This is a genomic window from Arthrobacter sp. 1088 (genome assembly GCF_031455315.1).
Classification (GTDB): Bacteria; Actinomycetota; Actinomycetes; order Actinomycetales; family Micrococcaceae; genus Arthrobacter.
In genome coordinates, this window is sequence record NZ_JAVDSM010000003.1 from 268,291 (window position 1) to 293,679 (window position 25,389).

General features: G+C 62.0%; 30 protein-coding genes and 2 pseudogenes. 17 read left to right on the plus strand and 15 right to left on the minus strand.

All coding sequences use genetic code 11. From position 1 onward, the window contains the following. The first annotated feature begins 38 nt into the window (after positions 1-38). On the plus strand, positions 39-1,037 hold the full coding sequence (locus J2Y41_RS06155) for a nucleoside hydrolase (protein ID WP_224091323.1): 999 nt from the start codon (positions 39-41) through the stop codon (positions 1,035-1,037). 86 nt (positions 1,038-1,123) lie between these two features. On the opposite strand, the gene J2Y41_RS06160 is transcribed toward J2Y41_RS06155, so the two are convergent. Then, positions 1,124-1,876 (minus strand): metalloregulator ArsR/SmtB family transcription factor, encoded by a 753-nt coding sequence (locus J2Y41_RS06160; protein WP_224093877.1) that lies wholly within the window; start codon positions 1,874-1,876, stop codon positions 1,124-1,126. A 98-nt stretch (positions 1,877-1,974) separates the two neighbouring features. On the opposite strand from J2Y41_RS06160, the gene J2Y41_RS06165 reads away from it, so the two are divergent. Then, positions 1,975-2,829 (plus strand): PfkB family carbohydrate kinase, encoded by an 855-nt coding sequence (locus J2Y41_RS06165; RefSeq protein WP_309927173.1) that lies wholly within the window; start codon positions 1,975-1,977, stop codon positions 2,827-2,829. Between the two features lie 279 nt (positions 2,830-3,108). Here J2Y41_RS06165 and J2Y41_RS06170 read toward each other — a convergent pair whose 3' ends face one another. The 4 genes from J2Y41_RS06170 to J2Y41_RS06185 form a co-directional block, all read right to left on the minus strand. Next, complete coding sequence (locus J2Y41_RS06170) at positions 3,109-5,247, minus strand: DUF222 domain-containing protein (protein WP_309927176.1); 2,139 nt, start codon at positions 5,245-5,247, stop codon at positions 3,109-3,111. A 75-nt stretch (positions 5,248-5,322) separates the two neighbouring features. After that, positions 5,323-5,820, minus strand: a complete 498-nt coding sequence (locus J2Y41_RS06175) for a DinB family protein (protein WP_309927178.1) — start codon at positions 5,818-5,820, stop codon at positions 5,323-5,325. Continuing rightward, complete coding sequence (locus J2Y41_RS06180) at positions 5,817-6,248, minus strand: VOC family protein (RefSeq protein ID WP_309927180.1); 432 nt, start codon at positions 6,246-6,248, stop codon at positions 5,817-5,819. Before J2Y41_RS06180 ends, J2Y41_RS06175 begins: the two co-directional genes overlap by 4 nt. A gap of 35 nt (positions 6,249-6,283) precedes the next feature. Further along, positions 6,284-7,045, minus strand: a complete 762-nt coding sequence (locus J2Y41_RS06185) for an SDR family oxidoreductase (protein WP_309927451.1) — start codon at positions 7,043-7,045, stop codon at positions 6,284-6,286. A 168-nt stretch (positions 7,046-7,213) separates the two neighbouring features. On the opposite strand from J2Y41_RS06185, the gene J2Y41_RS06190 reads away from it, so the two are divergent. The 4 genes from J2Y41_RS06190 (at position 7,214) to J2Y41_RS06205 (ending at position 9,746) form a co-directional block, all read left to right on the plus strand. Next, positions 7,214-7,903, plus strand: a complete 690-nt coding sequence (locus J2Y41_RS06190) for a hypothetical protein (RefSeq protein ID WP_309927183.1) — start codon at positions 7,214-7,216, stop codon at positions 7,901-7,903. Further along, the gene (locus J2Y41_RS06195) at positions 7,900-8,106 is read left to right on the plus strand and encodes a hypothetical protein (protein ID WP_309927185.1); all 207 of its coding nucleotides are present in this window, start codon (positions 7,900-7,902) and stop codon (positions 8,104-8,106) included. The genes J2Y41_RS06190 and J2Y41_RS06195 overlap by 4 nt, the downstream gene beginning before the upstream one ends. Positions 8,107-8,253: 147 nt before the next feature. Continuing rightward, the gene (locus tag J2Y41_RS06200; RefSeq protein ID WP_309927187.1) at positions 8,254-8,511 is read left to right on the plus strand and encodes a helix-turn-helix domain-containing protein; all 258 of its coding nucleotides are present in this window, start codon (positions 8,254-8,256) and stop codon (positions 8,509-8,511) included. Then, on the plus strand, positions 8,508-9,746 hold the full coding sequence (locus tag J2Y41_RS06205; protein WP_309927189.1) for a HipA domain-containing protein: 1,239 nt from the start codon (positions 8,508-8,510) through the stop codon (positions 9,744-9,746). Before J2Y41_RS06200 ends, J2Y41_RS06205 begins: the two co-directional genes overlap by 4 nt. A gap of 50 nt (positions 9,747-9,796) precedes the next feature. On the opposite strand, the gene J2Y41_RS06210 is transcribed toward J2Y41_RS06205, so the two are convergent. Beyond that, positions 9,797-10,228 carry a hypothetical protein gene (locus tag J2Y41_RS06210; RefSeq protein ID WP_309927190.1) on the minus strand — a complete coding sequence of 144 codons (432 nt, stop codon included), beginning with the start codon at positions 10,226-10,228 and terminating at the stop codon, positions 9,797-9,799. 272 nt (positions 10,229-10,500) lie between these two features. Here J2Y41_RS06210 and J2Y41_RS06215 point away from each other — a divergent pair, with 272 nt between their 5' ends. After that, entirely contained in the window at positions 10,501-11,238 is a 738-nt protein-coding gene (locus J2Y41_RS06215) for a GAF and ANTAR domain-containing protein (RefSeq protein WP_224166683.1), read from the plus strand. 27 nt (positions 11,239-11,265) lie between these two features. Here J2Y41_RS06215 and J2Y41_RS06220 read toward each other — a convergent pair whose 3' ends face one another. Further along, the gene (locus J2Y41_RS06220) at positions 11,266-11,748 is read right to left on the minus strand and encodes a hypothetical protein (RefSeq protein ID WP_309927192.1); all 483 of its coding nucleotides are present in this window, start codon (positions 11,746-11,748) and stop codon (positions 11,266-11,268) included. 212 nt (positions 11,749-11,960) lie between these two features. Between J2Y41_RS06220 and J2Y41_RS06225 the strand changes: the two genes are divergently transcribed. The 4 genes from J2Y41_RS06225 (at position 11,961) to J2Y41_RS06240 (ending at position 15,428) form a co-directional block, all read left to right on the plus strand. Continuing rightward, positions 11,961-13,334, plus strand: coding sequence for an MFS transporter (locus tag J2Y41_RS06225; RefSeq protein WP_309927194.1), 1,374 nt, complete (start codon positions 11,961-11,963; stop codon positions 13,332-13,334). A 350-nt stretch (positions 13,335-13,684) separates the two neighbouring features. Next, the gene (locus tag J2Y41_RS06230) at positions 13,685-14,041 is read left to right on the plus strand and encodes a metalloregulator ArsR/SmtB family transcription factor (RefSeq protein ID WP_309927196.1); all 357 of its coding nucleotides are present in this window, start codon (positions 13,685-13,687) and stop codon (positions 14,039-14,041) included. Between the two features lie 24 nt (positions 14,042-14,065). Further along, positions 14,066-15,046, plus strand: coding sequence for a TIGR03086 family metal-binding protein (locus J2Y41_RS06235; protein WP_309927198.1), 981 nt, complete (start codon positions 14,066-14,068; stop codon positions 15,044-15,046). A 43-nt stretch (positions 15,047-15,089) separates the two neighbouring features. Then, on the plus strand, positions 15,090-15,428 hold the full coding sequence (locus J2Y41_RS06240; RefSeq protein WP_224166687.1) for a YciI family protein: 339 nt from the start codon (positions 15,090-15,092) through the stop codon (positions 15,426-15,428). Positions 15,429-15,457: 29 nt separating this feature from the next. Here the strand turns inward: J2Y41_RS06240 and helR are convergent, their stop codons facing one another. Continuing rightward, complete coding sequence (helR, locus tag J2Y41_RS06245; protein ID WP_309927200.1) at positions 15,458-17,653, minus strand: RNA polymerase recycling motor ATPase HelR; 2,196 nt, start codon at positions 17,651-17,653, stop codon at positions 15,458-15,460. A gap of 264 nt (positions 17,654-17,917) precedes the next feature. Here helR and J2Y41_RS06250 point away from each other — a divergent pair, with 264 nt between their 5' ends. The 3 genes from J2Y41_RS06250 to J2Y41_RS06260 are packed head-to-tail and all read left to right on the plus strand — an operon-like array spanning position 17,918 to position 20,420. Then, entirely contained in the window at positions 17,918-18,910 is a 993-nt protein-coding gene (locus J2Y41_RS06250) for an NADP-dependent oxidoreductase (RefSeq protein ID WP_309927202.1), read from the plus strand. Positions 18,911-18,938: 28 nt separating this feature from the next. After that, positions 18,939-19,784, plus strand: coding sequence for an alpha/beta hydrolase (locus tag J2Y41_RS06255; protein WP_309927205.1), 846 nt, complete (start codon positions 18,939-18,941; stop codon positions 19,782-19,784). Positions 19,785-19,811: 27 nt separating this feature from the next. After that, positions 19,812-20,420, plus strand: a complete 609-nt coding sequence (locus J2Y41_RS06260; RefSeq protein ID WP_309927208.1) for a helix-turn-helix domain-containing protein — start codon at positions 19,812-19,814, stop codon at positions 20,418-20,420. Positions 20,421-20,438: 18 nt separating this feature from the next. Here the strand turns inward: J2Y41_RS06260 and J2Y41_RS06265 are convergent, their stop codons facing one another. Beyond that, a complete protein-coding gene (locus tag J2Y41_RS06265) occupies positions 20,439-20,846 on the minus strand; it encodes a hypothetical protein (RefSeq protein WP_309927210.1) in 408 nt (135 codons plus the stop codon). Between the two features lie 250 nt (positions 20,847-21,096). Between J2Y41_RS06265 and J2Y41_RS06270 the strand changes: the two genes are divergently transcribed. The 3 genes from J2Y41_RS06270 (at position 21,097) to J2Y41_RS06280 (ending at position 22,848) form a co-directional block, all read left to right on the plus strand. Then, complete coding sequence (locus J2Y41_RS06270) at positions 21,097-21,561, plus strand: hypothetical protein (protein ID WP_309927212.1); 465 nt, start codon at positions 21,097-21,099, stop codon at positions 21,559-21,561. Between the two features lie 213 nt (positions 21,562-21,774). Next, positions 21,775-22,401 carry a DUF305 domain-containing protein gene (locus J2Y41_RS06275; RefSeq protein WP_309927214.1) on the plus strand — a complete coding sequence of 209 codons (627 nt, stop codon included), beginning with the start codon at positions 21,775-21,777 and terminating at the stop codon, positions 22,399-22,401. A 174-nt stretch (positions 22,402-22,575) separates the two neighbouring features. Beyond that, on the plus strand, positions 22,576-22,848 hold the full coding sequence (locus J2Y41_RS06280) for a hypothetical protein (RefSeq protein ID WP_309927216.1): 273 nt from the start codon (positions 22,576-22,578) through the stop codon (positions 22,846-22,848). A 28-nt stretch (positions 22,849-22,876) separates the two neighbouring features. Here the strand turns inward: J2Y41_RS06280 and J2Y41_RS06285 are convergent, their stop codons facing one another. From J2Y41_RS06285 to J2Y41_RS06310, 6 genes and pseudogenes are all read right to left on the minus strand, one after another. Then, the gene (locus J2Y41_RS06285; protein WP_309927217.1) at positions 22,877-23,242 is read right to left on the minus strand and encodes a hypothetical protein; all 366 of its coding nucleotides are present in this window, start codon (positions 23,240-23,242) and stop codon (positions 22,877-22,879) included. A 55-nt stretch (positions 23,243-23,297) separates the two neighbouring features. Next, complete coding sequence (locus tag J2Y41_RS06290; protein ID WP_309927220.1) at positions 23,298-23,705, minus strand: SRPBCC domain-containing protein; 408 nt, start codon at positions 23,703-23,705, stop codon at positions 23,298-23,300. Beyond that, positions 23,702-24,016: a metalloregulator ArsR/SmtB family transcription factor gene (locus J2Y41_RS06295; RefSeq protein WP_309927222.1), complete on the minus strand. Its 315-nt coding sequence runs from the start codon at positions 24,014-24,016 to the stop codon at positions 23,702-23,704. Before J2Y41_RS06295 ends, J2Y41_RS06290 begins: the two co-directional genes overlap by 4 nt. A gap of 71 nt (positions 24,017-24,087) precedes the next feature. Beyond that, positions 24,088-24,273 (minus strand): hypothetical protein, encoded by a 186-nt coding sequence (locus J2Y41_RS06300; RefSeq protein WP_309927224.1) that lies wholly within the window; start codon positions 24,271-24,273, stop codon positions 24,088-24,090. Positions 24,274-24,577: 304 nt separating this feature from the next. Next, positions 24,578-24,996 (minus strand): annotated as a pseudogene (locus J2Y41_RS06305) (transposase); the annotation flags it as partial. Positions 24,997-25,051: 55 nt separating this feature from the next. Then, positions 25,052-25,180: pseudogene (locus J2Y41_RS06310) on the minus strand (transposase); the annotation flags it as partial. Positions 25,181-25,389: the final 209 nt, after the last annotated feature.

Genomic DNA, 25,389 nt, shown 5'->3' on the forward strand with positions numbered 1-25,389 from the left:
TCTTCACAACTGCCCGCATCATCCTGAAACGAGAGACCATGATCCAGACCACCGCAGCTCCCTTCTATCTCGACTGCGATACGGGAATCGACGACGCCCTCGCCCTCGCCTACCTGCTCGCAACCCCGCGGGCGGAACTCGTGGGCATCGGCACCGTGAGCGGTAATATCAGCGCCGCCGGTGGTGCCCGAAACACCCTGGACCTGCTGAAACTGGCCGGGCATCCGGACATCCCCGTGGCGATCGGCGCACATGACCCGCAGGTGGGCACCTTCCACGGCGGTGCACCGCACGTCCATGGCGACAACGGAATCGGCGGCGTGGAGCTGGTTCCGTCGGATCGTGAGCCCGTTGAGGCGACTGCTGCTGAGCTGCTGGTGCAGCTGGCACACAAGCATGCCGGGGAGCTGCGTATCGTGGCGATCGGTCCGCTGACCAACATCGCCGAAGCACTCCGGCTGGAGCCGAAGCTGCCGGAGCTCATCGCTGAAATTACCATCATGGGTGGTGCGGCCTTGGCCCCGGGAAATATCACTCCCGTTGCTGAAGCCAACATCGCCAACGACCCCGAGGCCGCGGCGGAAGTACTTGCCGCAGAGTGGAACCTGACGTTGGTTCCGCTGGACGTCACCATGACCAACGTCCTGGAGGAAACCCACCGCCAGGAGCTGCTGGCATCCGAGCACTCCGTTTCGAAGGCACTGGGCGAAATGCTTGGCTACTACTTCGGCTTCTATGTGGACATCTTCGGGCGGGCTTGCTCAGCGATGCACGATCCCCTGGCCGCTGCCATTGCCGTCAGGGGAGTGGAGTTGACGGTGGCGCCGACCGTTCGCGTGGAGGTGGACACAACAAACGGTCCCAGCCGCGGACAGACCGTGTGCGACCTTCGTGGACAGTACCTCGGGTTCCCCGACCAGCGGGGTGCGCGTTGCCGCGTGGTGCTGGAAATTGGCGAAGACTTCGCCCCGCACCTGCTGGGCACCATGCAGGCAGCCTGGCTCTCCGAAGAGGAGCTCACCGCTCCCGTCGCCTAACTGGCGGGAGGCAACAAGTAGCGACGACGACGGTGGGAAGGTCCCGCCGTCGTCGGGGCTTAAGCCGTTCCCATGGTTTAACGTGTCTAGGCGTACATGAGCGAGCCGGGCGTTGTCAGTGTTTCGCCTGTTTCGAGCCACGTCTTGAGCCCGGAGAGGATCATGGGCCAGCCGCCGTACAGCTGCTCGTTGGCGCCTTCGCGGAGTTGATCGTGCGTAACGATGAGGTGGCAGGAATCGCCCACGGGTTCGATTTCCCAGGTGATCCGCGACGTTCCTTCCGCTTTGACGTCCTCGCCCCACAGCGCTTGCATCGTCTGGACCAGCCGATGCGGGGGATCGACCTCGATGTTCTCGCCTTCGCCCAGGGGCTCCTCCGCTTTGACGTTCCGCATTTCGAACCGGCCGCCGGGAGTCCAGTCAGCCGTGAACGTGTTCCCGAACTGGTACTTGCTGCGGATTTCGCTGTTGGTGATGGCTTCCCAGAGCCGTTCCGGAGTGGTCTTTATGTAAATCTCGAAGATCTTTTCCATGGGACTTTCCAATCTGGATTTGAGGTCGCTGAGTGCAGCGGCCCATGGTTCTGCGTATTTGCTCACCCAGCGGTCATGGATGAGCCTGATGGGGACGGGGTTCAGGAAATGCAGCTTTTCGCGTCCTCGGCGGCGCGTGACCACCAGTCCGGCATCCTCCAACTGTTTGAGGTGCTTGGCGATGCCGAAGCGGGTCATCTCGAACCGGGCTCCGAGTGCGGAGGCGGATTGCCCGTCCTCGCGGAAGAGTTCGTCGAGCAGTTCCCGCCGGGTGGGGTCTGCCAGTGCCTTGAACACGGCGTCCATGGGTTTAGAATAGGTGACCATTTAGTCACGTGTCAACGGTTTTGGACTTGCCGTCTTGTTTCCGCGGACAGGGTCCTGGACCGTGCTTGGATAGTCGCATGCCTGCTACTCCGAGCGTTGCCGTCTGCGGCCCGGCGTCGTGGAACCAGCTCATCCTCCTGGATCACCTCCCCGAGCCCGTCCCGCACATGCAGTTCGCGCGACGCGCCTGGGAGACAGTCGGCGGAACGTCGGCGGGGAAAGCGGTGCACCTTGCGGACCTGGGCATCGGCGTGCGGTTGTGCTCCCCACTTGGAGCTGACGACGACGGCGGGCGGGTCCTCCGCGCACTCACCACCGCCGGCGTCACTGTAGAAAAGATTGCCTCCGACCGGACAGAGCGCCATGTCAACCTCATGACCGACGACGGCAGCCGGGTATCGCTCTACGTCTCGGTGCCTTCCACCCCCGCCGAGGAGGATCTCGCGACGGCGGCCGCCGCGGTGGCTGCAGCTGATCTTGCCGTTATTGACCTCAGTGAATTTGGGGTGCTGCTGCTGGAGCGCGAAGAGGTTCACCAGACGCCTTTATGGGTGGACCTTCATGATTACGACGGAACCTCGACGTTCCATGAGCCGTTCCTGAGTGCGGCCGGCGTGGTGTTCATGAATGACGACAGGACAGATGATCCTTGGGCGCTGATGCATTCCTGCCTTGCGCGCGGGCCCCGGTTGGCCGTGTGCACTCTCGGTGCGGAAGGTGCAGTCGCCTTGGAAGCTGACGGTACTCAACATGAGATTCCAGCCGTTCCCGCGAACGTGGTGGATACCAACGGCGCCGGCGATGCGTTCATGGCCGGCTTCCTCGCTGCGACCCTGCGGGGCGCACCGGTTTTTGATGCCCTCGAGGCGGGGGCGGTTCAAGCCCGCGTCGCGATTGAGAGTGAGCATCTGCATCCGGTTCTGGGGCATTGAGCACCGGATAGGCTGGTTTCAAGTCCGATAGTTTCTGAATTTGATCGGAAACAAAACTAGGTATCGGTTTCTACGTGCGCGCCATCACGGCCTCGTAGAGGTTTGAAAGTCCGAGTTTCCTCAATTCTTGGCTGCAACAACAGCTAATAATTACGCTCCAGTTTCAGTTAGTGGACTGTTGTTGTTGCGTAAAGATATTGAATGCTGCCTATTCGATTGTCATGAACTTGAGCTCAACAAAGTTCAGGAGCACACGACCTCTACTTCTTTGAGGCTCTCTTATGTTCTGAGGGGTGTGTGGTGGTGGTTGCGTCGTGGTGTTTGGTGGGGGTCGATGTGTGGGGGTGGGGTGAACCAGGGCACGCCGGTGGTGGTGGTGATGGTCCATTGTTCTTTGTGGATGAGGTGGTGGTGGTGGCTGCAGAGCAGGGTGGCGTTCTCGGTGGAGGTGGCGCCGCCGTGTGACCAGTAGGTGATGTGATGGGCTTCGCACCAGGGGGCAGGCATGGTGCAGTCGGGGAACGCGCAGCCTTGGTCCCGGGCGGTGATGGCTTTGCGGATGTGGGGCGGGAAGATCCGGCTGGTGCGGCCGATGTCCAGGACGCGGGAGTCGGTTCCGAGCAGGACGGGGAGGATATCGGCGTCGCAGGCGATTTTGCGGATGGTGTTGGGGTGGATCGGGCCGGCGAACGTGGCGGAGCCGGAGCTGGGCCGGGGGTGTTGCGGGCCGGGTTGATTCGTGGGGGTGCCGGTTGGGTGGGGCGGGGTGTTGGTTGCACGGGTTGGCGTGTTGGTTGCGCGGTTGGGGGTGTTGGCTGTGTTCCTGAGTTCCTGGAGGAGGTCGTGGTGGTTGATGGTGACCATGACCTGGGGGCGGAGTCCGCCGTTGGCGGGCAGTTTCCCGGTGGTCAGGGCCACACCGCAGGCGCCGACGAGGCCGTCGAGGAGTTTCTGTGCCCGGGAACGGCGGTCAAGGTCCGGGCTGGCTGGTTCGTTCCCGCTGGCTTTGTTCCCGCTGTCACTGCCCTGGGCGGATCCTGATGCTTCGCCGTCACCCTTCCCACCGCCGCTCCCGTGAACGCTCTCGTCGCCTTCGATCGTGGCTGCCTTGGTTCCGGCGGCCTCGCTGTGCCCGGCTGCGTTGGTTCCGGTGGTGTCGCTGTTTCCGGTGGTGAGGCGTGGGTTGGTGGCGGTGTTCATGGCGGTGGTGAGTGTTTCGAATTGTTCGGTGGTGGCGAAGATTTCCAGGTGGTGCAGTCCGTGGCGGGGTTTGCGGATGAAGGTGCCTTGGAGTTGGCGAAGGAATTCTTCGCTGGGTTCTGGCCCGTCCTGATCGATCAAGTCGGTCCAGCGTTTGGCCATTTTCAGGACGAAGTCGGGGTCGGACTCGGCGGCGGTGCGGGTGAGGGCGTGTTCCATTCCGGTGAGGGTTTCTTCGTCGGTGAGGAGCCGTACTTTGTCCAGGGCAGCGGTGATGATGCTCGCAGACCGGGTGGGTATTTGTGTGGATTCGAGCGCCTCGGCCAGGATTTCGCGGCGGGGCGGGATGTGTTGCCCGGCGATTCCGGTCCGGGGGAGTGCCTGGGCTGCGAGGGCGAGCCGGCGCCGGGCTTCGCTGATGCCGATCCGCAAACGGGCCCGCAGGAATTCCGCGGCGTTGCGGTAGCCATCATCGGCCACCGCAGCAGCGTCCGCCGCAGCAACAGCGGACCCAGCGGCAGTATTGAACCCGGTAGTAGCGAACCCAGTAGCAGTATCGGACCCCGAAGCGGTGGCGGTGGCGGGGTTTGGTCCTGTTGCCGGGGCCGGGACCGCAGGGTCTGTGGGTACGGGGTTGGTCCAGCCTGTCTGCCATCCAGTGCCCGCCGCGGAGGAGGGCCGTGCCTGCTGGGCTTGGGTGCGGGTCCGTTCCACGGCGTGCGCCGCGATGACCTGCAGGTATTCCACGGTGCGGGCGATCTCCTCCACCCGCCCGGCGAACCCCGCGGCTTCGGCAAAACCGAACCCCGGGGCACTGGCCACGGTGACGGAACGCAGACTTTCCAAGGCCCCAACGCTATCCGCCAGCGCATCCGCAAGTCCGAGCGCATCCCCAAGTCCCAGCGCACCCTGATGTCTTAGCGGACTCCCAAGTCCCAAGGAACCGCCCAGTCCTGGGGAAACAGGGGTGACTTCAGGATCGACCCTAATTTCAGGATCGACCTCAGAGGTGGTGGCGAAGGATTTCGGTTCAATGCCGCGAAGCAGCGCCATGGCCCGGAGCTTCTCCGAATCGCCGCCTGCCGCCGCCGTCGGGCTTTCACAGCCGGCATGGCCGCTGGCAGGACCGGTGTGGTTTCCTCGGGGAAGGCCCCGGGGGCGCACCGCGACGCCAGGCATCGCTGCCCGTCGCGCCATGATTTCCCCAATGCTTCCCATGAATAAACCCTCTCACCAGGGTCTGACATTTTTAGCTCCGTTCCATGTGGAACCAGGAAACGCGGGAAATAGCGGTTATCTGCTCGTGACTTGCTCCCGCAGGATGTCCGCATGACCGCAGTGCTGTGCAAGCTCGCGCAGCATGTGCAGATACGCCCAGCGGAGGGGGAGTGGACCGCGCCGGTTGCCACGCACCAAGTCGTCGAGCGCCAAGGCCGCAGCCCGCCGTCGTGATTCTTTGCAGGCCTCCTGATACGCACGCTGGATGCTTGCGATCGTGTCGGTGTCCTGGAGAATGAACGACTCGTCAGGTGTGGCGGGGATGCCTATTTCGGTGCGCGAGCGGCACGTGATGGCTTCGTCAAACCAGACTTTCTCCACGAAGGTCGCGTGCTTCACCAAGCCCAGAAGAGTCGTGCGCGACGGCACCAGCCGCCGTCGTGCTTGTTCCTCCGTCAGCCCATCCAAGGATGCGTAAAGTGCACGCCGGTGCTCATCAAGGAACGCATCGAATTGGGCCCGGGCGTCGTGGTTGATGACGTCGTCAGCGAAGGTCGGCGGGAAGGGGCTCATCCGAAAACCACCGTGCCGTCCTCGTCAATTCTCCAGCCCGGGTTGTGCGCTATCTCCCAGATGATGCCGTTCGGATCCTTGACGTGGCCGTGGAAAATGCCCCCGAAAGCGCTGGACTGGGCAGGCTTCAGCAGGGTTGCGCCGGCAGATACCAGTTGCTCGATGGTGCTGGAAACTTCGGCTGCGGAGTCGACGTTGTGCGAAAGCGTCACGCCGCTGACACCGCCGTGTTGGGCGCTGCCGGCCAGGTCCTGGTCGAACTTTTCCGCATCGAATAACCCGAGCACCAACCCCGGTCCAACCTGGAAGAAGATAATCTCCCCAGGCACGTCCATGAGCGGATCCCAACCGAGCCCGTCCTTGTAGAACGAACGGGCACGGTCGAGATCCGCGGTGGCAAACGTGATGAAGTGCAGTCGCTGGTCCATACGGCCATGCTAGCGACAGGGTACGACGGCGGGACTTAGCTCAGGTGCTGACGGGCGCCGTTGAGGTGGGAAGCCGGCGCCGCGAAGAGCGCAGAGACGTGGTCGCCAAGCTCGTTGACGTGGGTGTAGCCCGGAAACTTGCGGTGCGGAGCAGCTGCCTTCATTGCATCGTCAAGGAGCGCCTTGACCACGAACACCACCGCGGCGGATGTTTGTTCTTTGGGTTCAGTCTTGTGGCCGGACTGGGCTGCCTCGAAGCCGTCTGCGACACCGAGAACCCATGCTTCGGAGGCGGCCTTGATTGCGGCATAGCTGGCGCCCGACGCTGTGGGCTTTGCTGCAGCGACAGCCGAAACAATGGCCAGGCGTCCACGCGGCGATGCTTCCAAATCGGAGTAGAACGCGCGTGAGGTGTTGCGGAGGGTCGTCATGATGCTGGTGTGCAGGACGTCCCAGTCCTCGTCCTTCTGGCCAACGATTCCTTCGCCGCCACGCCATCCGCCCACAAGGTGGATAAGACCATCCACCGATCCGAACTCGCTCCTGACGGAACCTGCCAACGCCTCTACCGATTCCGGGTCTGAAAGATTGCAGGTGTACGGCACCACACCTTCGTGGGAGGCCGCGAGTACTTCAAGGCGGGCAGCGTCAAGATCCACGGCGGCCACACGGGCTCCAGCAGCAACCAGCGAGCCGACCACGGCTTGACCCGCGGCACTGGTGGATCCCGCAACGACGACGTTGAGGGGCTGAGCGGATCGAGTGCCGGATGCCACGTCGTTGTGGTCATTCGTGATTGGCAATGTGTGTCCTTCCAAAGGAAAAAGTGGTCAGAAGGAGCCTACCGAGTGATGAAGCTGACTTATCAATAAACGGCCTGAGCATAAGAATATCTCATGCTCGCGCAGCTGTGACTCTGTCTGAGAGCACGGACGAGGTTGGCTCGGAAGTGGGAGGATGAATCTGTGGAACCCCTCTTCGACTTCCTTGGCAGTTACTGGTGGCTCATTTTCCCTATCGGCGGGATGGCCGGCGGGTGGGCAAGGTCATGGTCCAAAGCCAGCGAAGAGCGCCATCGCCGCAATGTGGAGTTGTACAAGCTGAAGAACCAGCTTGCGGTGCACGAGCAAGCCAACCAGGCCGAGGTTGTCTCGTTGATGGCAACTCACGCTGCCGTGAACCATAAATGGCTGGACTACGAGCTGGACGTTGGGAAGCTCATCGACTATCCGCTGATGACTGACGTCCGCGAACCTCTGACTGTCGCATTCCTCCGAGCCAAAAAGGAAGCGGACGGACTGCGGCCAGCCGCGGCACAGGACATAACGACGCCGGCCCGGCTGGCTGAGTATCGGGCCGCCGTCCACAGCTTCGAACTCGCTTTCGATGTGGCCGAACGCGAAGCCAGGCGCATCAAGGACAGCAACTTCACTGGCCCGGAACGTCAAAGACTGGCAACGGCGCGGAAGCTGCTGCGTATTGCAGAAGACTCCGCAGCTACCCCGGCAGAACGTCAAACGGCGTACAAGCGTGCGCGCAAGGAACTCGATGGCCTGATCGTCCTTCCGGAGGCGACCGTTGCTACGCTCGAAGGCAGGATCGCTGGAATGCTCGGCGCGCGGCAAGACCCTGACACGGACGCACGCATCGCTTGACGCGGACAGCTCGCGGCTTCCCGACCTTCTTTGAATCCCGGGCGGCCGTTTGGCATGGGCAGCCCGTGGTGCAGATGGCTGAGACGGCTATGCGGGCGCTGCTTCGGCATCTTGAAGGCGACGAGGAGTTGCCGCAGCGGATCGAGCTCGGAAAGGAGCTTGTGGTGCGGGGTTCCACCGCGGCCCCACGTCCGGGCAAGTAGCCCTAACGTCTGTTTTCGGTTTCAAAGCCCTGCCTCTGGACAGCGGCCTGGGGGCGCGACTATGTCCCAGATATTGAACAACAGGCCGCTCATCAGCAAATGTTCATTATCATCAACAATTCTTGAAAGGGTTGATATGGTGAATATATGCAACATTCTGAGGAGACGCCCTTCTTTCGAGCTATTGATGCCAAGTCCTTTGGAGCGGCTGTCCGTGGTGCCCGCCAAGAACGCGGATTGACCCAAGGTGAGCTGGCCACGGCCATCAAGGCCAGTCGGCACACGATTGTGCGCCTGGAGCAGGGCGAGAACGTCTCCTTGGAGACGGCCATGGCCGCCGTGCGGACGCTAATGCGGGACGTTGCTTTAATTCCACGCTTCGCCAGGCTGGACGTGAAGAGGTGAACGCAGGGAAGCGTCTGGCGGTTTGGCTCCATGGGCGACACATCGCCTGGCTGACGGGCACATCGATGCGGCCCAAACTGGAGTATCTTCCTGAGGTTGTCGCCGAGTACGGCGCGGGGGCGGCATTACTCTCCCTGTCCCTTCCACTCCGGCGGGAAGCGATCGTGGGGCCTGAGGTCTACAACTTCTTCGACGGACTGCTGCCCGAAGGTCAGGTCCGGGCGCGTCTTGCGTCCATGGCAAAGTCTTCCACCACTGACATTAAGGCGCTCTTGGCGAAGGTGGGTGCCGACTGCGCTGGAGCGGTCCAAGTACTTCCGGAAGGGGTGGATCCCTCGGGCGTTGGCGAGCTGCTCGAAATGTCGGACGCGGAAGTCGTAGCCGCCGTTGAGTCCCTTCCCACCTGGGACCTACCGGACGACTTTGCCATCTCAACATCGCTGGGAGGTGTTCAGTCCAAGATTCTGCTGACTCGGAAAGGTGACAAGTGGTGTTGGCCAGCCAATGGAGCGGCCTCAACCCACATCATAAAACCGGACCCCCTGGATTCCCCCATTCCACATCTCCTTGCCGCAGAGCACTGGGCGCTGGAGCTGGCCAGTACTGCTGGATTGGCATCAGCAAAAACATGGATCCAGCATTTCGGAAGTCGGGATGCATTGATTGTTGAGCGGTATGACCGCACGGCCGAAAGCGTCCGAATTCACCAGGAGGACTTTACCCAGTTGTTAGGCCTCTCCTCGGCGGCGAAGTATGACCAATCGACCACTGCGCCTTCGCGCTTGACCAAGGTTGTCGAAGTGGCGGCATTTCACTCAAGAAGTCCTGAGGTTTTCATGACTGATTTGCTGAAAGTGGTTACCTTCAACGTCCTCATTGGCAACGGCGACGCGCACTCAAAGAACTATTCCATCCTCATTGGCGAATCAGGTGAAGTTACTCTAGCGCCCGTGTACGACGCGGCGCCCACCTTGTTGCTGTACGCGCGTAGCTCGAACGCCGGTCACTCCATCGCGGGGCAGGCGCGGCTCAACTACATCACGCTTGATCACCTGCGGCGGGAAGCTGCAGCCTGGGGTCTGGATATGGACGTTGCTCGTGGAGCCATCGAGGAAACCGTGAAGGCTCTGGCGCAGGCCGGGGTTCCTGCACCGCAAGCAATCCAACACTTGCCTGACCTTATAGCCAGACGTGCCGACGACCTTTTGGCGGGCAAGTCGGCCAGGCGGGAGTAGGTGCCCACACGGCGATTGGTCGTTGACGTCCCGGGCGTGGTGCTTTCGTCTCAGCCCCGGCCTATGCTCGTCGATGGGTCCTGGTCACCCTCGGAGGGGTCTGCCCGGAGTTCGTCCGGGGTTCCATCGGGCAGGCCTGCGGGTCCGGGGACGTCGCCGGATGCGGCGGGTACGTCGCGGTCGCCTTCCCGGTCCTGGTTCATGTCGCCGTCTGTTACTCCGGCAGTGCGGGCCGAGGGTTCCTCGTGGGCCTCGCCGTCGCCAGCCACAGCGAACGAGCGGCCCGACGTTCCCTGCGCCTGCTCTTCAGGCGTGTCCGAGTCCATCGCGTTGGAACCTTCGCTGATGGAGGAGTGGACATGGATGTCGTCGTCCTTCTCGTTTGGCTCCGGAACCTGCCCTTTGTCAACGGGATCGGACGTGCCGGCCAGGTCTTCCATCGCGTTTTCGGCGGCTTTACGGATGCTGTCTTCAACGCCCATCAGAGGTTCTCCTTTTCACGAATGGGTCCGGTGGCCGGACTCGAATAATAAAGTAAGCCTACTTACTTTCTGTTCGATGTGACACCCTGCCCGGATTGACAAAGTGGGCCCCGGTTTGATTCATGTATGTGCAGGTCAGCGCATGTCGTGCCGCACTTTGTACCGTTGAACGTTGGGCGATATGGTGTCTTCAGACCGTTTTGCAGAGGGCGGCAATATTCGCTCCTTTGCTGTCTGCTGGGGACGCTTTTCAGTCAGTAGGAACGTGCCACATGGTCAACCCCCGCCCCGAGCAGGAAGCTCTCCAGAACGGATATTTTCTGGATCTGGTCCTGGGCAGCGAAGACGTCGAGGCTTTTCTCGGCGATCTCGCTTCTTTCTCGGCAGAGAGCCTCTCTCACCGCAAGTCTCCTGTTTATTGCGGCATCACAGTCCTCCGTCGCAAGAAGTCGGCCACGGCCGCAAGCAGTGATGACCGTGCCCGCGTCATGGACGAACTCCAAAACACCTTCGAAGGCCCTTGTCTTACGGCCATGGACAAGCTGACCTCCGTTTTGGTCCCGGATCTTCTTCGCGAACACCGTTGGCCGGAGTATGTTCAGGCCGCCTCCCATCAGGGGCTTCGGTCCATCTTGAGCGTGCCGCTGCTGGTCGAGGGGGACACCCGCGCTGCCCTGAACCTCTATTCAGAGCGGACCAATGCATTCAGTGACGATGATGTGGAACGCGCCGAAGTATTCGCTTCGCACGCTTCGAAGTCTCTGCGGCTCGCATTGAAGATAGCGCAACTCAGCGATGCACGGAATGATCTCGCCGCTGCGATGCAATCTCGTACGGTGATCGACCTCGCGGTGGGTGCAATCATGGCGCAGAACCACTGCAGCCAGGAAGAAGCCTTCACCATCCTGCGGACTGCCTCCAGCAACCGGAACATCAAGCTGCGGCATTTGGCCCAATCGATCATCGCTGCCGTGTCCTCGGGGAAGATTACGACGCACTTCGAGGAGTAGGGGGACGACGAGTTTGGGGGTGGTGTTTCACCTCACCCGCGTCCGCGGATTGGCTGTATTGACCGCCTTGCACGGGACGCAGTCTCCGGAAACGTGTTTCAACACAAGCATCTTGCCTTCGACGGCCCACTCATACACCTCTTGGGCCGGCTGACCCTTCGCAATTGTCATTCGATTGCCATCAGTGGACCACGTGTCTTCAACATGCGCATTCGCGGGTGCCGGGCAGTCTGGCAGAGGCTTCTGATCAATCGCGAATTTGCCATCTTCCTTGAATTCCCAGCTGAACGTCCCAGTGTTGTCACACAAGAATTCCTGCTTGAAATCGGGAACCACCCGTAGGGCATCTTCCTTCGTGACTGTGGAAGCCCATGTTCCGACCAATGCATGTTTTTGGTCCGGTGTGGCTGCTGGTGCACAGGATGAAAGCAGGATGGTGACCAGAATCGCAACGGCGATTCCGGCTGTGGAGATCGCAGTTTCCTTGGCGGCGCGTGTCCCGTGCTTCATGATTGCTCCGCTCCTCCGCGTCGCCAATTTGTCTCGAGCCCAGTCAGACGCAGATTTTCTTGGAAAGAACGCTACTCCCGACGGTTCCATGGCACCAGAGCCTGCATTGACGTGAGTGCAGCCGCCATACTGGTTGCCCTCAGACGGTCTTCTCTGTCCGCCCCGCGAACGTGTTTCGTAACCCGAAGCAACTATGGAGCAGACTTGGGTGGGTGACGACGAATAGACCCCGGCCCGGCCTCGCCATTGCTGCGCTGAGCCTTGGGACGGCGCTGAACCCGCTGAACTCGTCGATGATCGCGGTCGCGCTGGTAGTGCTGCGGCAGGATTTCGCGCTCGACGTCGCCACCGTTACCTGGGTGATCACGTCGTTCTACCTCGCGTCCGCGGCCGGCCAGCCGCTCATGGGCAGGCTCGCTGACCGCTTCGGCCCCAGACGCTTGTTCACTTTCGGCATGGCTCTGGTCGCCGTCACCTGCGCCATCGCGCCGTTCCTTCCCAGCTTCGCTTTGGTGTGTGTGGCCCGCGCGCTGATGGCGGTGGGGACCGCGACGGCGTATCCCTCGGCCGTCGTGATGGTCACCGAACTGAGCAAGCTGGCTAACTTACCGTCCACCCGGCCGCTGGGCAGGATCCAGATGGCAAACACGTCGGCTGCTGCCGTGGGTCCGGTGGTGGGCGGATTGCTGGTTAGCCTGGTCGGCTGGCAGGCTCTGTTCGCTATCAATGTGCCGATTGCGCTGCTTGCGCTGATTGTGGTGCACAAGGCTGCGCCGGCCGACTCTGGACGGGAAACGGGCAGGCTGTCGGCTCTGATCCGCGACTCCGACATCCCCGGCATCCTCGCATTCGTCACGTCACTCATGCTCGCGATGATGGCGTTACTGAACGTGATGCCGGCTTACCGCTGGTGGCTCTTGGCCGCTGCGACTGTGATCGGCGCGCTTTTCGCCTGGCGCGAGCTGCGCTTCCGCCCGCCGTTCCTTGACCTCCGCCTGCTGGGCAGGAACCGGCCGCTGTTGCTGGTGTATTTGCTGTTCGTGGTTTTCAGCGGCGTCTACTACTTTGCCTTCTTCGGACTGCCGCAATTGCTTCAGGAAGCAGGTCATTACGACGCCGGTGTAGTAGGCCTGCTCATGCTGCCCCTTGCGGCGTTGTCGGTTGTGGTGACGCCACTGACGGTGCGGCTGATGGAGCGGTTCGGCGTGCGTTTCGTCCTGATCACAGGTGTGCTGATTCTGACTGTTGCCGCGGTGGGACTTGGCGCGCTCACGTTGTCGCTGTGGGCGCCTTTGGTGTTCGTGCTGACCGCAATGATGGGCATTCCCTATGGGTTGGTGAGCACGGCCTCGAACCAAGGGCTCTACGTTTCTGCCCGCCCGGAAGAACGGGGGGTAGCTGCCGGAATCTTCCAGACCTGCCGCTACCTTGGCGCGATCACTGCAACCGTGCTGATCGGTGTGCTGTATGGCTCGGGTGTGAATCAAGCAAACTGGGGACTCATGGTCCTGGTGATGCTGGGCCTGAACGTGCTGGTGTTGGTGCTCGCCGTGATGTGGCGGAAGCCCACCGCGGGCACGCGATAAAACAACTGACCCAAAGAATCGGGCCTTCCGCGACACGTTCCGGCATTCACTCGTACTCACCACTGCAATAGTTACGCCCCGGATTGCAGGAGAAGTAGATGCTTGGACTCGAAAATACCCCGGAAATACCCAGTGGCTCGCCAGCGCCCGAATTGTGGCTGCTGCTGGTCACCGTTGCCATTCTTGTGACCCTGGTGGCTCTCGCCGCAGTGGTCGTTTCCCGTTTGGCGTTGCCACTCTCTGCCTTGTTGCAACGAGGACGGCGTGGGAGGGGGCCGCGGCATCGCAGCTCCCGCAAGCGGGAGCTGCCCCGGGGAAGGCACTAGCCACATACCTTGCTTAATACGTTAGTGACCACTAACGTATTATTTGTGTTGGATGCCCTGGAGATAGCTGCCGAGCCCAATCGGCGTCGGCTGCTTCATCTCCTGGCAGGCAGCGAGAAGGCGGTCAGTGATTTGGCGGCTCATTTCGAGGTCAGCCGGTCCGCGGTTTCACAGCACCTGTTGTTGTTGGAGAAAGCGGGCCTGGTGATGGCCCGCAAGGAAGGGAGAAACCGGTACTACAGGCTCGATCCCCAGGGGATGGGCCGGCTCCGTGATCTTGTTTCCCAGTTCTGGACCAACGAACTGGACCTGCTGGCTTCCGATGCTGCCGCTCTTGCCCAACGGCGGGGGCACCAGCATCAGCAACACCCAGACCACTAATAACTTCCAAAGGCGAGGACGCACATGAGTTTCGACAAAACCATCCACCTGCCGGTCACAGCCGACGAGGCCTTCGCCCTCATCACCCAGCCCGAGCGACTGCGGCGCTGGCAAACGGTCGCAGCCCGCGTGGACCTCAGGATCGGTGGGGATTTCCGCTGGACCGTTACCCCCGGCCACCATGCCGCCGGAACGTTCCAGGAAATCGAACCGGGCAAGCGCGTCGTCTTCACGTGGGGCTGGGAAGACGGGGGCGATCTGCCTCCGGGTGCCTCGACCATCAGCATCACCTTGGAGCCGGATGCCGACGGAACGTCCCTGCGGTTGCTGCATGAAGGGCTCACCGAGGAGCAGGAGACATCCCATGCGATGGGCTGGAACCACTACCTGGATCGTCTGCTGGCTGAGGCTTCATCGAAGGACGGCGCTGGCCGCGACGACTGGGCATGGGCACCTGATCCCATCAACCAGCTGAGCTCAGCTGATGCGTCCCTGGCGATCCTTCTTAGCGTGCTTCGCAACGTCACTCCCGGGGACACAGCGAAAGCCACGCCCTGCGAGGAGTTCAACGTCAGCGAGTTGCTGGACCACTTGGCCGGATCGCTGAAGGGCATCGGCCGTGCGCTCGGTGCAGCACCCGTGGACCGCGCGGACGCGTCGCCCGAGGTGCGGATCGCTGAATTGGCCCAGCCCGCGCTGGAAGCCTTCAGCAAGCGCGGTCTTGAGGGAACCGTCGACATGAAATTCGCCGAATTGCCGGCAACCACGGTCGCCGGGATCCTGAACCTCGAACTGCTCGTCCACGCCTGGGACTTTGCCAAGGCGACGGGACAGCAAGTGGAGGTGTCCGACGTCGTCAGCGATTACGTGACGGAACTTGCCCGGCAGACCATCTCCGAGCAGGTCCGCTCCGGCGGCAGCTTCGCGCCAGAGCAGCCGACGGCGGAGACAGCCAGCAGCCTGGAACGGCTCGTAGCCTTCACCGGCCGCACAGTCACCCTGTAAACCTCCTTAACCCCAAAACAAACAGCAGGAAAGAAGGACCATCATGTCTAAGTATGTTTTCATCTACCACGCACCGATGACCCCCGCAGAGGCAGCCCCGCCGTCACCGGATGACATGGCAGCCGTCATGGGGGAGTGGAATGCGTGGGGTGCCAAGGTGGGCGATCGCCTGGTGGACTTCGGCACGCCGCTGGCCAACGGAGTCCGCGTGGCCTCCGACGGCAGCACGTCGCCCAGCAAGCGTGAAGTGGCCGGCTACAGCATCCTCGAAGCCGACAACCTCGACGCCGCAGTCGAGCTCGCCAAAGTCCACCCGCACCTGAACATGCCCGGTGGCTGTGAGATCGAAGTCCACGAGGCGCAGGAAATCCCTGGAATGTAGCTCGCGTTCCTCAGCGATTGGCGCGTTCCTCAATGATTGGTCAGGGCCGACCCGGCAGTGGTGAGAATGATCAGCTGCTGGGTGGCCCTGGTCATCGCGACGTAGCGGTCTACGGCTCCTTCGATGCCTGTGCCGAAATCCTCTGGATCGATCAGGACCACGAGGTCGAACTCCAGTCCCTTCACTAGTTCCGGCGCCAGCCAACGCAGGCGCGGCGACGCTGCGAGCGAGCCGCATCCGACGTCGTTCTTGCTGATGACGCAAGCGATTCCATCGGCGTGCGCGTCAAGCCACGTGGTGAGGATCGAGTCCAGGTCCGCAGCGGATCCGTGGACGACCGGGAGCTCGCTGCTCCGGATGGACGTGGGGACGTTGGCGTCGGGGAGGGCGGCCTTGATGACAGGTTCAGCCTCGGCCATGACTTCCTCGGGCGTGCGGTAGTTGATGCTGAGATGGGTCAGGTTCACGTTGCCCAGTCCTATCCGCTCCAGGCGTTCCTGCCAGGACTCAGTGAATCCGTGCCTGGCCTGCGCGCGGTCACCGACGATGGTGAAGCTCCGGGACGGGCAGCGTTGCAGGAGCATCTGCCACTGGGCGTCGGTCAGTTCCTGGGCCTCGTCCACCACCACATGGGCGAACGGGCCGGCGAGCTGGTCCGGGTCCACGATCAATACTGACTCGTCCATGAGCTTCTCCTGCATGTCCTCGCCGCGCAGCATGGACATGACCAGCATTTCGGAATCGTCAGCGGCTACGAGGTCTTCCACAACGCGATCCATGAGTTCACGTTCGGCGGCGGCCTCGGCCTTCTGTCGACGCCTTCGTTTGGATGCTTCAGGATCGCCCAGCCGTTGCCGGGCTGCGTCCAAGAGGGGCAAGTCCGACACAGTCCAGGCGTTCGGATCGGCCCGCTGAAGCCTTCCCGCGTCCTCAGTACTGAGCCAAGGGGCGCACAGACGCAGGTACGCAGGCACCCGCCACAGGTCGGCCACGAGATCCGTGTAATGAAGCAGCGGCCACGCCCGGCTGAACGCTTCCACCAGATCCGGATTCCGGGCGAATGACTGCCGAAGCAAGTCCTCCGGAACCTCGTCCGTATCGAACTTGTCCACCAAAATGGTGAGCAGTTCCTCCCAGACTTCCTCGCGGGCCTCATTGTGGGGAGTGCCTGGTGTTGGCACGTCGAAGGCCTCGGCCCAGTCGTCTGCGCTGAGCCAGACGTCGGCCCAGGGCGTCTCGACTTCCAGACCCTCCTTCGGCGGTGACTCGTAGAACCTCACGGCTGGCTCAATCGCCTTCACCAGGTCCGCAGAAGATTTCAGACGGGCAACTTCGTCGTCGGCTTCAAGGGCAGCGTCGGCTCCCTCAGGCACGAGGTCGCGCAGGGTGCAGGTCTGCACGCCCTCTTCACCAAGGCTGGGAAGGACATCGGCAACGTACGCCAGGAAGGGCCGGTGGGGGCCGACGAACAGGACGCCGCCCCTGCGGTGACCGAGCCTGGGGTCCGAGTAGAGGAGATACGCGGCGCGGTGCAAGGCGACCACAGTCTTCCCTGTACCGGGGCCGCCGTCGACCACCAAAGCACCCCGGGAAGACGCGCGGATGATGGCGTCCTGGTCTGCCTGGATAGTGCCGAGCACGTCCCGCATCCGTGCCGAGCGGCTGCTGCCCAGGCTGGCGATGAAGGCTGAAAGGTCCTCAAGCGCAGCGGTGCTGCCGGGCAGTTCCGCCGAGGCCGGGTCTTCCGTGAACGCCTCGTCCCAGTAGTCGGTAACCCGGCCACGGGTCCAGCGATAACGACGGCGGGCCGCCAGACCCATCGGGTTGGCGTGGGTGGCTCCGAAGAAAGGCTCGGCGGCGGGCGAACGCCAATCGATCAGCAGCCTGCGGCCGTCACTGTCCGTGAGGCCGAGTCGTCCAATGTAAAGGGGCTCCGCGTTGTCCTTGCTGACGATCCGGCCAAGGCAAAGGTCCAGGCCGAAACGACGCAGTGCACGCAGCCGACCGGTCAGCCGACGGGTTTCAACGTCCTTCTCCACGGCCTCCTGGCCGAAGCGGCTTGGGGCTTTGCGTATGGCATCGAGCTGATCGGATAGCTCGGAGATGGTCTGCTCAAGGCTTTCAGCGATGGCTGCGAAATGCTGCTCATCGGCAGCGATCAGGGCTGGATCTGCTTTGGGTGCGAGGTGCTCGGGAAGGTTGAACGCGCTGGTTGTGAGGGGCACGTTGTCAGCTCCTTTCTGGGCTGATGACGCCGGAACCGCGCGTCTGAAACAGCGCGTACTCCCGGCGTCGGCTCTCAATTTTGCAGCAACCCCTGGGCCTTGCGGCAAGCCCCCCAGTGCCGTATAGATTGAAAGTGAGGAGACACAACGTGTCTCCTTTTTTCGTGCCTTTTGCTGGGCTGTTTAGGGGTCTCGGCCTTCTCTTGACTTAAGAACTGAGTAAGCTCAGAATTGAGTCAACTCAGTTATTCAGGAGCACCCCCCATGAGAGCCTTCGTCCTCAAAAAGTACAAAGAACCCCTGCAGGAAGTTGACGTTCCGGAGCCGTTGGTTGGGGAGCATGACGTGCTGGTCCAGGTGAAGGCAGCCGGTCTGAACCAGTTGGACGAGAAGATCCGCCAGGGGGAGTTCAAGCAAGTTCTCCCGTACAGGCTGCCCCTGATCCTAGGCAATGACCTCGCCGGCGTGGTGGTCAGTGTTGGTGCGAAAGTCCGGTCCTTCAAGCCGGGCGATGAGGTGTTCGCCCGCCCGGACAAGGATCGCATCGGCACCTTTGCCGAACGGATCGCTGTGGCCGAGACGGACCTTGCCATCAAACCGGCGTCGATCAGTATGGACGAGGCGGGATCCCTTCCACTGGTGGCCTTGACCGCCTGGCAGGCGCTCGTTGAACGCGGGAAAGTTGGTCCGGGCCAGAAGGTCCTGATCCATGCGGGAGCCGGGGGAGTGGGCTCCATCGCGATCCAGCTGGCCAAGTACCTTGGGGCCACCGTTGCTACAACGGTCAGCGCCGCAAACGCGGACTTTGTCCGCGAGCTCGGGGCCGACGTCGTGATTGATTACCGGACGGAGGACTTCGCGGAAATTCTCCATGGCTACGATCTCGTTCTGGATAGCCTCGGCGGCGAGAATCTGGAGCGGTCGCTGAAGGTCCTCAAACGCGGCGGTAAGGCCATCGGCATCTCGGGCCCGCCGGATCCCGGCTTTGCCCAGGAGCTCGGAGCAAACGCCGTGATGAAGGGCGCTGTCGCGCTCACTAGTGCCGGCATCCGGCGTAAGGCCCGTCGTCTCGGCGTCACCTATGAGTTCCTCTTCATGCGCGCCAACGGCAGCCAGCTGCGCGAGATTGCCGCGCTCATCGACGCCGGGGAAATCCGCCCCGTGGTGGGCCGTGTAGTTCCGTTCGACCAGACGCCGGAGGTCCTTGCGGAGCTGGACAAGGGCGGCGTCCGTGGCAAAACAGTCGTCAGCCACTAAGTAAATCCACTAGTCAGGAACAAACATCATGAGCAATGTCATCACCGCCTACAAGGACGCACCGGTCAGCACAGTTACCGCAGGCGGCGTCACCTACAGTTATCGTGAGCTGGGCCCGAAGGGTGGAGTCCCCGTCGTCTTCCTGGTCCACCTCGCCGCGACAATGGACAACTGGGATCCCCGCATCATCGACCCCATCGCCCGGAAGCACCACGTGATCACCTTCAGCAACCGCGGTGTCGGTGCCACAACCGGCAACGTTCCGGGCACCATAGAGGAGATGGCGGAAGACGCCGCGACCTTCATCAAGGCGCTCGGGCATCAGAAAGTCGACCTCTTTGGATTCTCGCTCGGGGGCATGATTGCCCAGGCTTTGGTCCTCAAATACCCGGAGCTGGTGCGCAAGCTCGTTCTTGCCGGCACTGGTCCTGCAGGTGGGAAGGACATCGACAAGGTGGCCCGCGTAACCTACTACGACGTCCTGCGAGCAACACTGACCCGGCAGGACCCCAAGGAATTCCTGTTCTTCAACCGCAATGCTGCAGGCAAGCCCGCCGCGAGGGCATTTATCCAGCGACTCAACGAGCGCACCGCCAACCGGGACGGACCCATCAAGACCAAAGCCTTCCAGACGCAGCTGAAGGCCATCAAGAAGTGGGGCCGTACGGAACCGGCCAACCTGGGCGCGATCACCCAGCCGACACTCATCGCCAACGGCGACAACGACCGCATGGTTCCGTCCCGGCTCTCCGACGATATGCACCTCCGGATTCCGGGCAGTGAACTGGTCATCTACCCGGATTCAGGGCATGGCGGCATCTTCCAGTACCACCAGGAGTTCGTGCCCGTCGCCCTCGAATTCCTGGGCCGATGATCCAGCAACCGCTGATACGGTATTTGAATGCAGGCTGTGCCCCAGACCCTTGGCCGACGCGAGCGGAATAAGCAGGAGAAACTTGACCGCATCACTTCTGCGGCCCGCGAGCTCTTCACCCAGTACGGCGTAGACGAGGTCACCACCCAGCAAGTGGCTGAAAAGGCCGACGTCGGATCGGGAACCTTGTTCTTGTACGCCAAGACGAAGGCGGAGCTGCTTCTCCTGGTCCACAACGTCAAATACGCTGAGGCACTCAACTCGGGCGTCGCCGCCGCGGAACAGGAAGAAGCTGTCCTTGACGGGATCATGGCGATCATCCGACCCATCATCAAATGCAACCGGGTCCAGATCGAGAACGGCCGGACGTACCTGAAAGAGATCGTCTTCGGCGATCCCAGCGAACCGCATCACGCGGAGGCACTTGCCCTGACTATTCGCACGGAAGCTGCCATCGCAGAGGTCTTGGGGCGGGATGAGCAATTGACGGCCCGGGACCCAGCGAAAATTGCCCGGGTCATCTCGGCGATCATGTTCGTCAGCATGAGCTCCTCCGCCAACAGCGGTCTCACCGACGAGCAGGTCGGAGATGAGATCCGCGATCAGATCAAAGTGGTTTTGGCCGCAGGGAGCTAGCGGCCGCAGACGCAGTCTCTAGTGGGAGTGCCCGTGTCCGTGGTGGTCGTGGGCGCCTTCGGTCGTCATTCCCGCAGCCGCGGCAAGATGGCTCCAGCCGGCGTCGCTCAATGCGTGGTAGGCGATGTGGAGTTCCTTGGCAGGCTCGCCAACGGAGGCCGTGTCACGCCTTTCAAGGACAGCGATCAGCTCGTCTGCCGCATGGGTGAACCGGCTGGCAGCGGCCTGCAGATCCGGCGGCCAAGTGATCGCTGCGACGGCGATGTGTGCGTTGCGGATCAACGCGGCCCAGTTCCGGTCGATCTTTGGGTCCGGGCCCGTGAGGGTGGTTGCGATCCCATGAAATCCGACGTTGTCGATATAAGTCAGTGACGCCAGCAACCCGGCCGGTGTCACCGGCTGTGCGCCTGTGTCTGATGGGTCCATCGCAGCCTCCAACGGGTCCTTCCTCCAAGGATGCCTTCAATGCTTCACCTGCTCAAGGGCATCGGCGTAGCCTGTTTCGGAGATGCAAACGAGTCCATCCAAGAAGCCGACGCCGATCACACCTTGCGCAGGTTGGCTTGCCAGGGGCCGGTAGGCTGAAACCAACCATCGTTGACCCGGCACATCGTTGACCCGGCACATCGTTGACCCGTCATCATGGTTGACCCGGCACGCGCAAGGAAGGACTGTTGTGGAACCACGCCCGACCATAACCAGGTTCTTCCTCAGCGCAGGCCTTCTGGCCGCGGTCCTGGCATTGATCGCCGGACTGTTGGGCATGCACGTCATGGTCGGCCCCCACTCCCTGCACACCGCCGTCATCACCACTGCGCCGGACACAGCCGCTACGGCCGTCCCAGCCCCTGGCGATGCCGCAAAGCACACCGGCCATGCGGGCGCGTCGCAGTCTGTAAGCGGAGACACCGGAATGGCGCCGCTGGCGCTGTGTTCCTGCTCCGGGAACTGCTCATCTGCGCATGTGGCGGGCGGTTCCTGCATCCCTTCAGTCGGGCCCGGCGGTCTGGCTGCGCCGGTTCGGGACAGCACAACCACAGCGCCGTCCACCTTCCAGATCCAGGCCCATCCTTCCGGCACACTGTGGTCTTACCAGCCCGGAAGTCCTTCACCGGGTGAATTGTCGATCAGCAGAACATAATCGGTCGCCCGCGCCGAGATCAGCGCCGCGCCAAAATCAGCGCCCCGCCGAGATCAGCGCGCACCCGGATGACCGGGCTGCCCGAATACTTGGGCAGCGGCTCTCTTCTGCTGCCCCCAGGCAGTGCCACTGCCCAGCGGCTTCTGCTGGGCATCACCACAACCTTTCTAGATGGGCGCATCGACGCCCACCCCTCCTTGTGAAGGACCACTCATGAACACCCAAAAACTCTTGCCCCTGTCCGCAGTTGCCCTCGCGGCGGCCTTGGCCCTTGCCGGTTGCAGTACCGGCACTCCGGGTTCGACCGGGACCTCCATGCCGGGGATGGATCACGGCTCCATGGGCTCCTCAAGCCCCGCTGCGTCAACGTCATCGCAAGCTGCGGGAGACCACAACGCAGCGGACGTGATGTTTGCCCAGATGATGATTCCCCACCATGCGCAGGCCGTGGAAATGAGCGACATGATCCTGGCCAAGCAAAGCATCCCCAATGGAGTCAGCGCCCTCGCCACCCGCATTAAGGACGCTCAGGGACCGGAGATCGAGAAAATGACTTCCTGGTTGTCCGGCTGGAACCAGTCGACGCAGATGCCCGGCGGCCACAGCATGGAAGGCATGATGGGCGCCGATGACATGGCGAAACTCGAAGCAGCCCAAGGCGTCGACGCCGCGAAGCTGTTCCTAACCCAGATGATCGCCCATCACAAGGGTGCGGTGGTGATGGCCCAAACTGAAACCAGCAGCGGTCAAAATGCCGATGCGGTGCAACTGGCCAAAGACATCGTGACCGCGCAGGAAGCTGAAATCAAGGAGATGCAGCAACTGCTGACCACCCTCTAAGCAAGGCTCTGGCTGTCGGCCCGAACAGGGCCGGCAGCCCCTTGCAGCCTTGCTCCTCTACCGCAACCACGGTTCGGACGTCGTGAAAATGCCTAGATAACAATGTCCAAGTCACCAGCCCGCATATCGCATCGCGGCCTTCCGGACGGCAGGTAAATGTGAAATCTTCAGACCATGACCGACGATGATTTGACCGAGCTTCGGGCGCAGGCAGACCAGGGCAGCCAGGACGCCGTTGACCAGCTTGTGGAACTGGCCGCTGAGCGAGGCGACCTTGAGGAGCTGCGTCGTTTTGCCGCGCGGGGGAGTACCGACGCCGTGGACCTCCTCATTGAGCTTGCCTCAGAGCGCGGCGATGTGGAGGAACTTCGACGCCTTGCGGAGGGCGGAAGCCGGACAGCAGCCGAGGTCCTCGCGGAGCTTGAAGAAGAATACGGCACCGAATGAGAGCCCGTGGCGTCAGACTTGCCTGGAGCTAGGGCCGAGGCAATTTGCGGTCAACGCGGTATGCGGAGAACACGAGGACGCTCAATCCCACGAGTACCGCACCGTAGTAGTAGAGGACGCCGGGAAACCCAAAGTGCACCTCTAGCACCCCGCTGAGAAACAGCTGCGCGGCGATGCCGACCAGAATGAAAACTGCGGCGATACGTCCAATCTTCGTGCTCTTGGACAGGCCGGTGCCGCGGGGAAAGCCCCCCACGAAGTCAGACACACTGAACTGATCGCCCAGGCTCAGTCTCTTTTCATTGGCTTCCTTGAGGAGTCCGGGAATCATGCTTTCAGCGACTCCCCGTCGCCTCAATGCGTAAACAAGATCTTGTTGTGTGCTGGTTTCCATCGACTTACTCCATTCCGGCGTGATGCGGTTAGACAACATCCTTGGTGCACGCGCCCTAACTAACGCTGGCCAGGACTTGGTCGATGCGCGCCAGGAGACCCGGCCAGCCGTTGCCCATACCTTCAATAGCTTGCCGCCCCATAGGGCTGTCCAGGTTGAAGCCGGCGTGCTCGAAGTAAAAGATGGTGCCGGTTTCGGTGGCTTCCAAGGCCCAGGTGATGGTGGTGTCCAGAACGCCCTCTGCGAAGACGAACGTGATGGAGGTGCCGGGTTCGACGGCGGTGACTTCGCATTGCTGCTGGCCCCAGCCACCCATGTCCATCGTGAAGCGGTGGCCCATCACGGGTGCGATGTCGCCGGCAGCCCACCAGCGGGCGAGCAGTTCCGGGGTTGTCAGGGCAGCCCACACTGCCTCTTTGGCGTGCGGGAACGTGCGCTCGAGTTTGATGGCATTTTCGGTCATGGAGTGTTTTCCTCATCCAGTAGTTCGGCCAGGGCGTCGAGCCGCTGGTTCCAATATTGCTCGTAGTTCTTCAGCCAGTTGCTGGCTTCTCGCAGGCCCTGGGCCTCAAGGTGGTAGATCCTGTGCCGGCCTTTCCGTTCCTCGCGGATCAGGCCAGCTTCCCGCAGGACCGCCAAATGCTCTGACGCCGTAGATCGACTGAGGTCCAGGCGGCCCGTGAGATCGCCCGCCGTCAAGGGACCCTCACGGAGGCTATCGAGGATGGTGCGCCGCGAAGGGTTCGCGAGGGCGCCGAAGACGTCGGGTAGCACCCGATGATGATATGTCGGAAATTTCCGAAATGACAATCCGGGCTGGACTTGCCGGGCCAAAGATAGGGAGATCAGACCAGAGCCGTCATGATGTTCCAGCCTTCGCCGATCTGTTTCCGGGGTTCCAGATGGCGGCTTCCAATGCCGGGATAGAGCCAGAGGATGCCGTTCGTATCCCGGGCAATGATCTGCGAGTATCCCTCGTAATTGTTCTCGAAGTTGCCGGTGGCGATGATTGCTGGGCGGTTTCTAACCAACGTCGCAACAGATCTGAGACGAAACTAGCAGCCACGAGATGGTTCGAATGCCAGTTCGACAGGCCTGCCATGCCTGGCGGGTAAGAGACCCGCATCAATAAGCGTGTGGTTCTACATCTTGGTCGCAACACCAATGTTGAATTAGGTAGGGAAACCGGTGTTTACGCTTCTGGTCCAGCCGGACAGTTCGTGCCGATGACAAAGACCGTATTCCTGCCGTTTTCGGTTTGGGTCTTCAGGGTTTCAGTCAGTTTCATCTCCGAAATCGGGGTTGGCTGCTCACCGTCTGCTCCGGAGGGCTTGGTTACGGCTCCGATGCGGTCGATAACCGCATTGGCAGGAACTGATGGGGGGTGTCCCTCTGTTTTTCGTCAAGCGGTCTGGGCGGTTTTTCTTCGTAGAGGGTGCCGTGTTTGAGCATTGAGAAGATGACGTCGCAGCGGCGGCGGGCCAGGCAGATGACCGCGGCGTTGTGTTTCTTTCCCTGGGCCCGTTTCTTTCGTAGTAGTCCTTGGACGCCGGGTGGTGGCAGCTGGCGATCCAGGCGGATCTGAAGGGCACGTTCTTGAGCTGTTTGTTGCCGGGACGGGCAGGGAATTCCCCGCGGATCGAGGTGCCTGAACGCCGTGTGACGGGTGCGATGCCTGCGTAGGCGGCAAGGCGGCCGGCGGAGGCGAAGGTGCTTGCGTCGCCGATGCTCAGGAGTACGGTTGCGGCGGTCTTGATGGTCAACGATCACCAGCACCCTGCCGTGTTGCTGCATGCGGGTGAACAACTCACGGAGCCTGGTCTCGTCCTGCGGCAAGGGCTTGTCGAAAATCCGCTCGCCCGAGCGGTCCAGGGCGGTCGCGTGATGTTCGGATTTCCCAACGTCCAGCCCGCAGAAAACAGCGAATTCCTCGTCCATACGCGCCCCTTCGCGTCCTCTGGCCGCAGTCACGACACCCGATGCTGGCACCCACGTTACAAAGAGACCTCTCCCTCAAAAAGGGCCGGCCCTGTCCCTATCAGCAGTCAACGCTTGTCTCCGGATCGGGCGACAACACCCCCCGGATCATCAGTGACAGGGCAAGAAAGTCATACTGGGTCCAGCGACCAAATCCCCGGCTCTCGGGG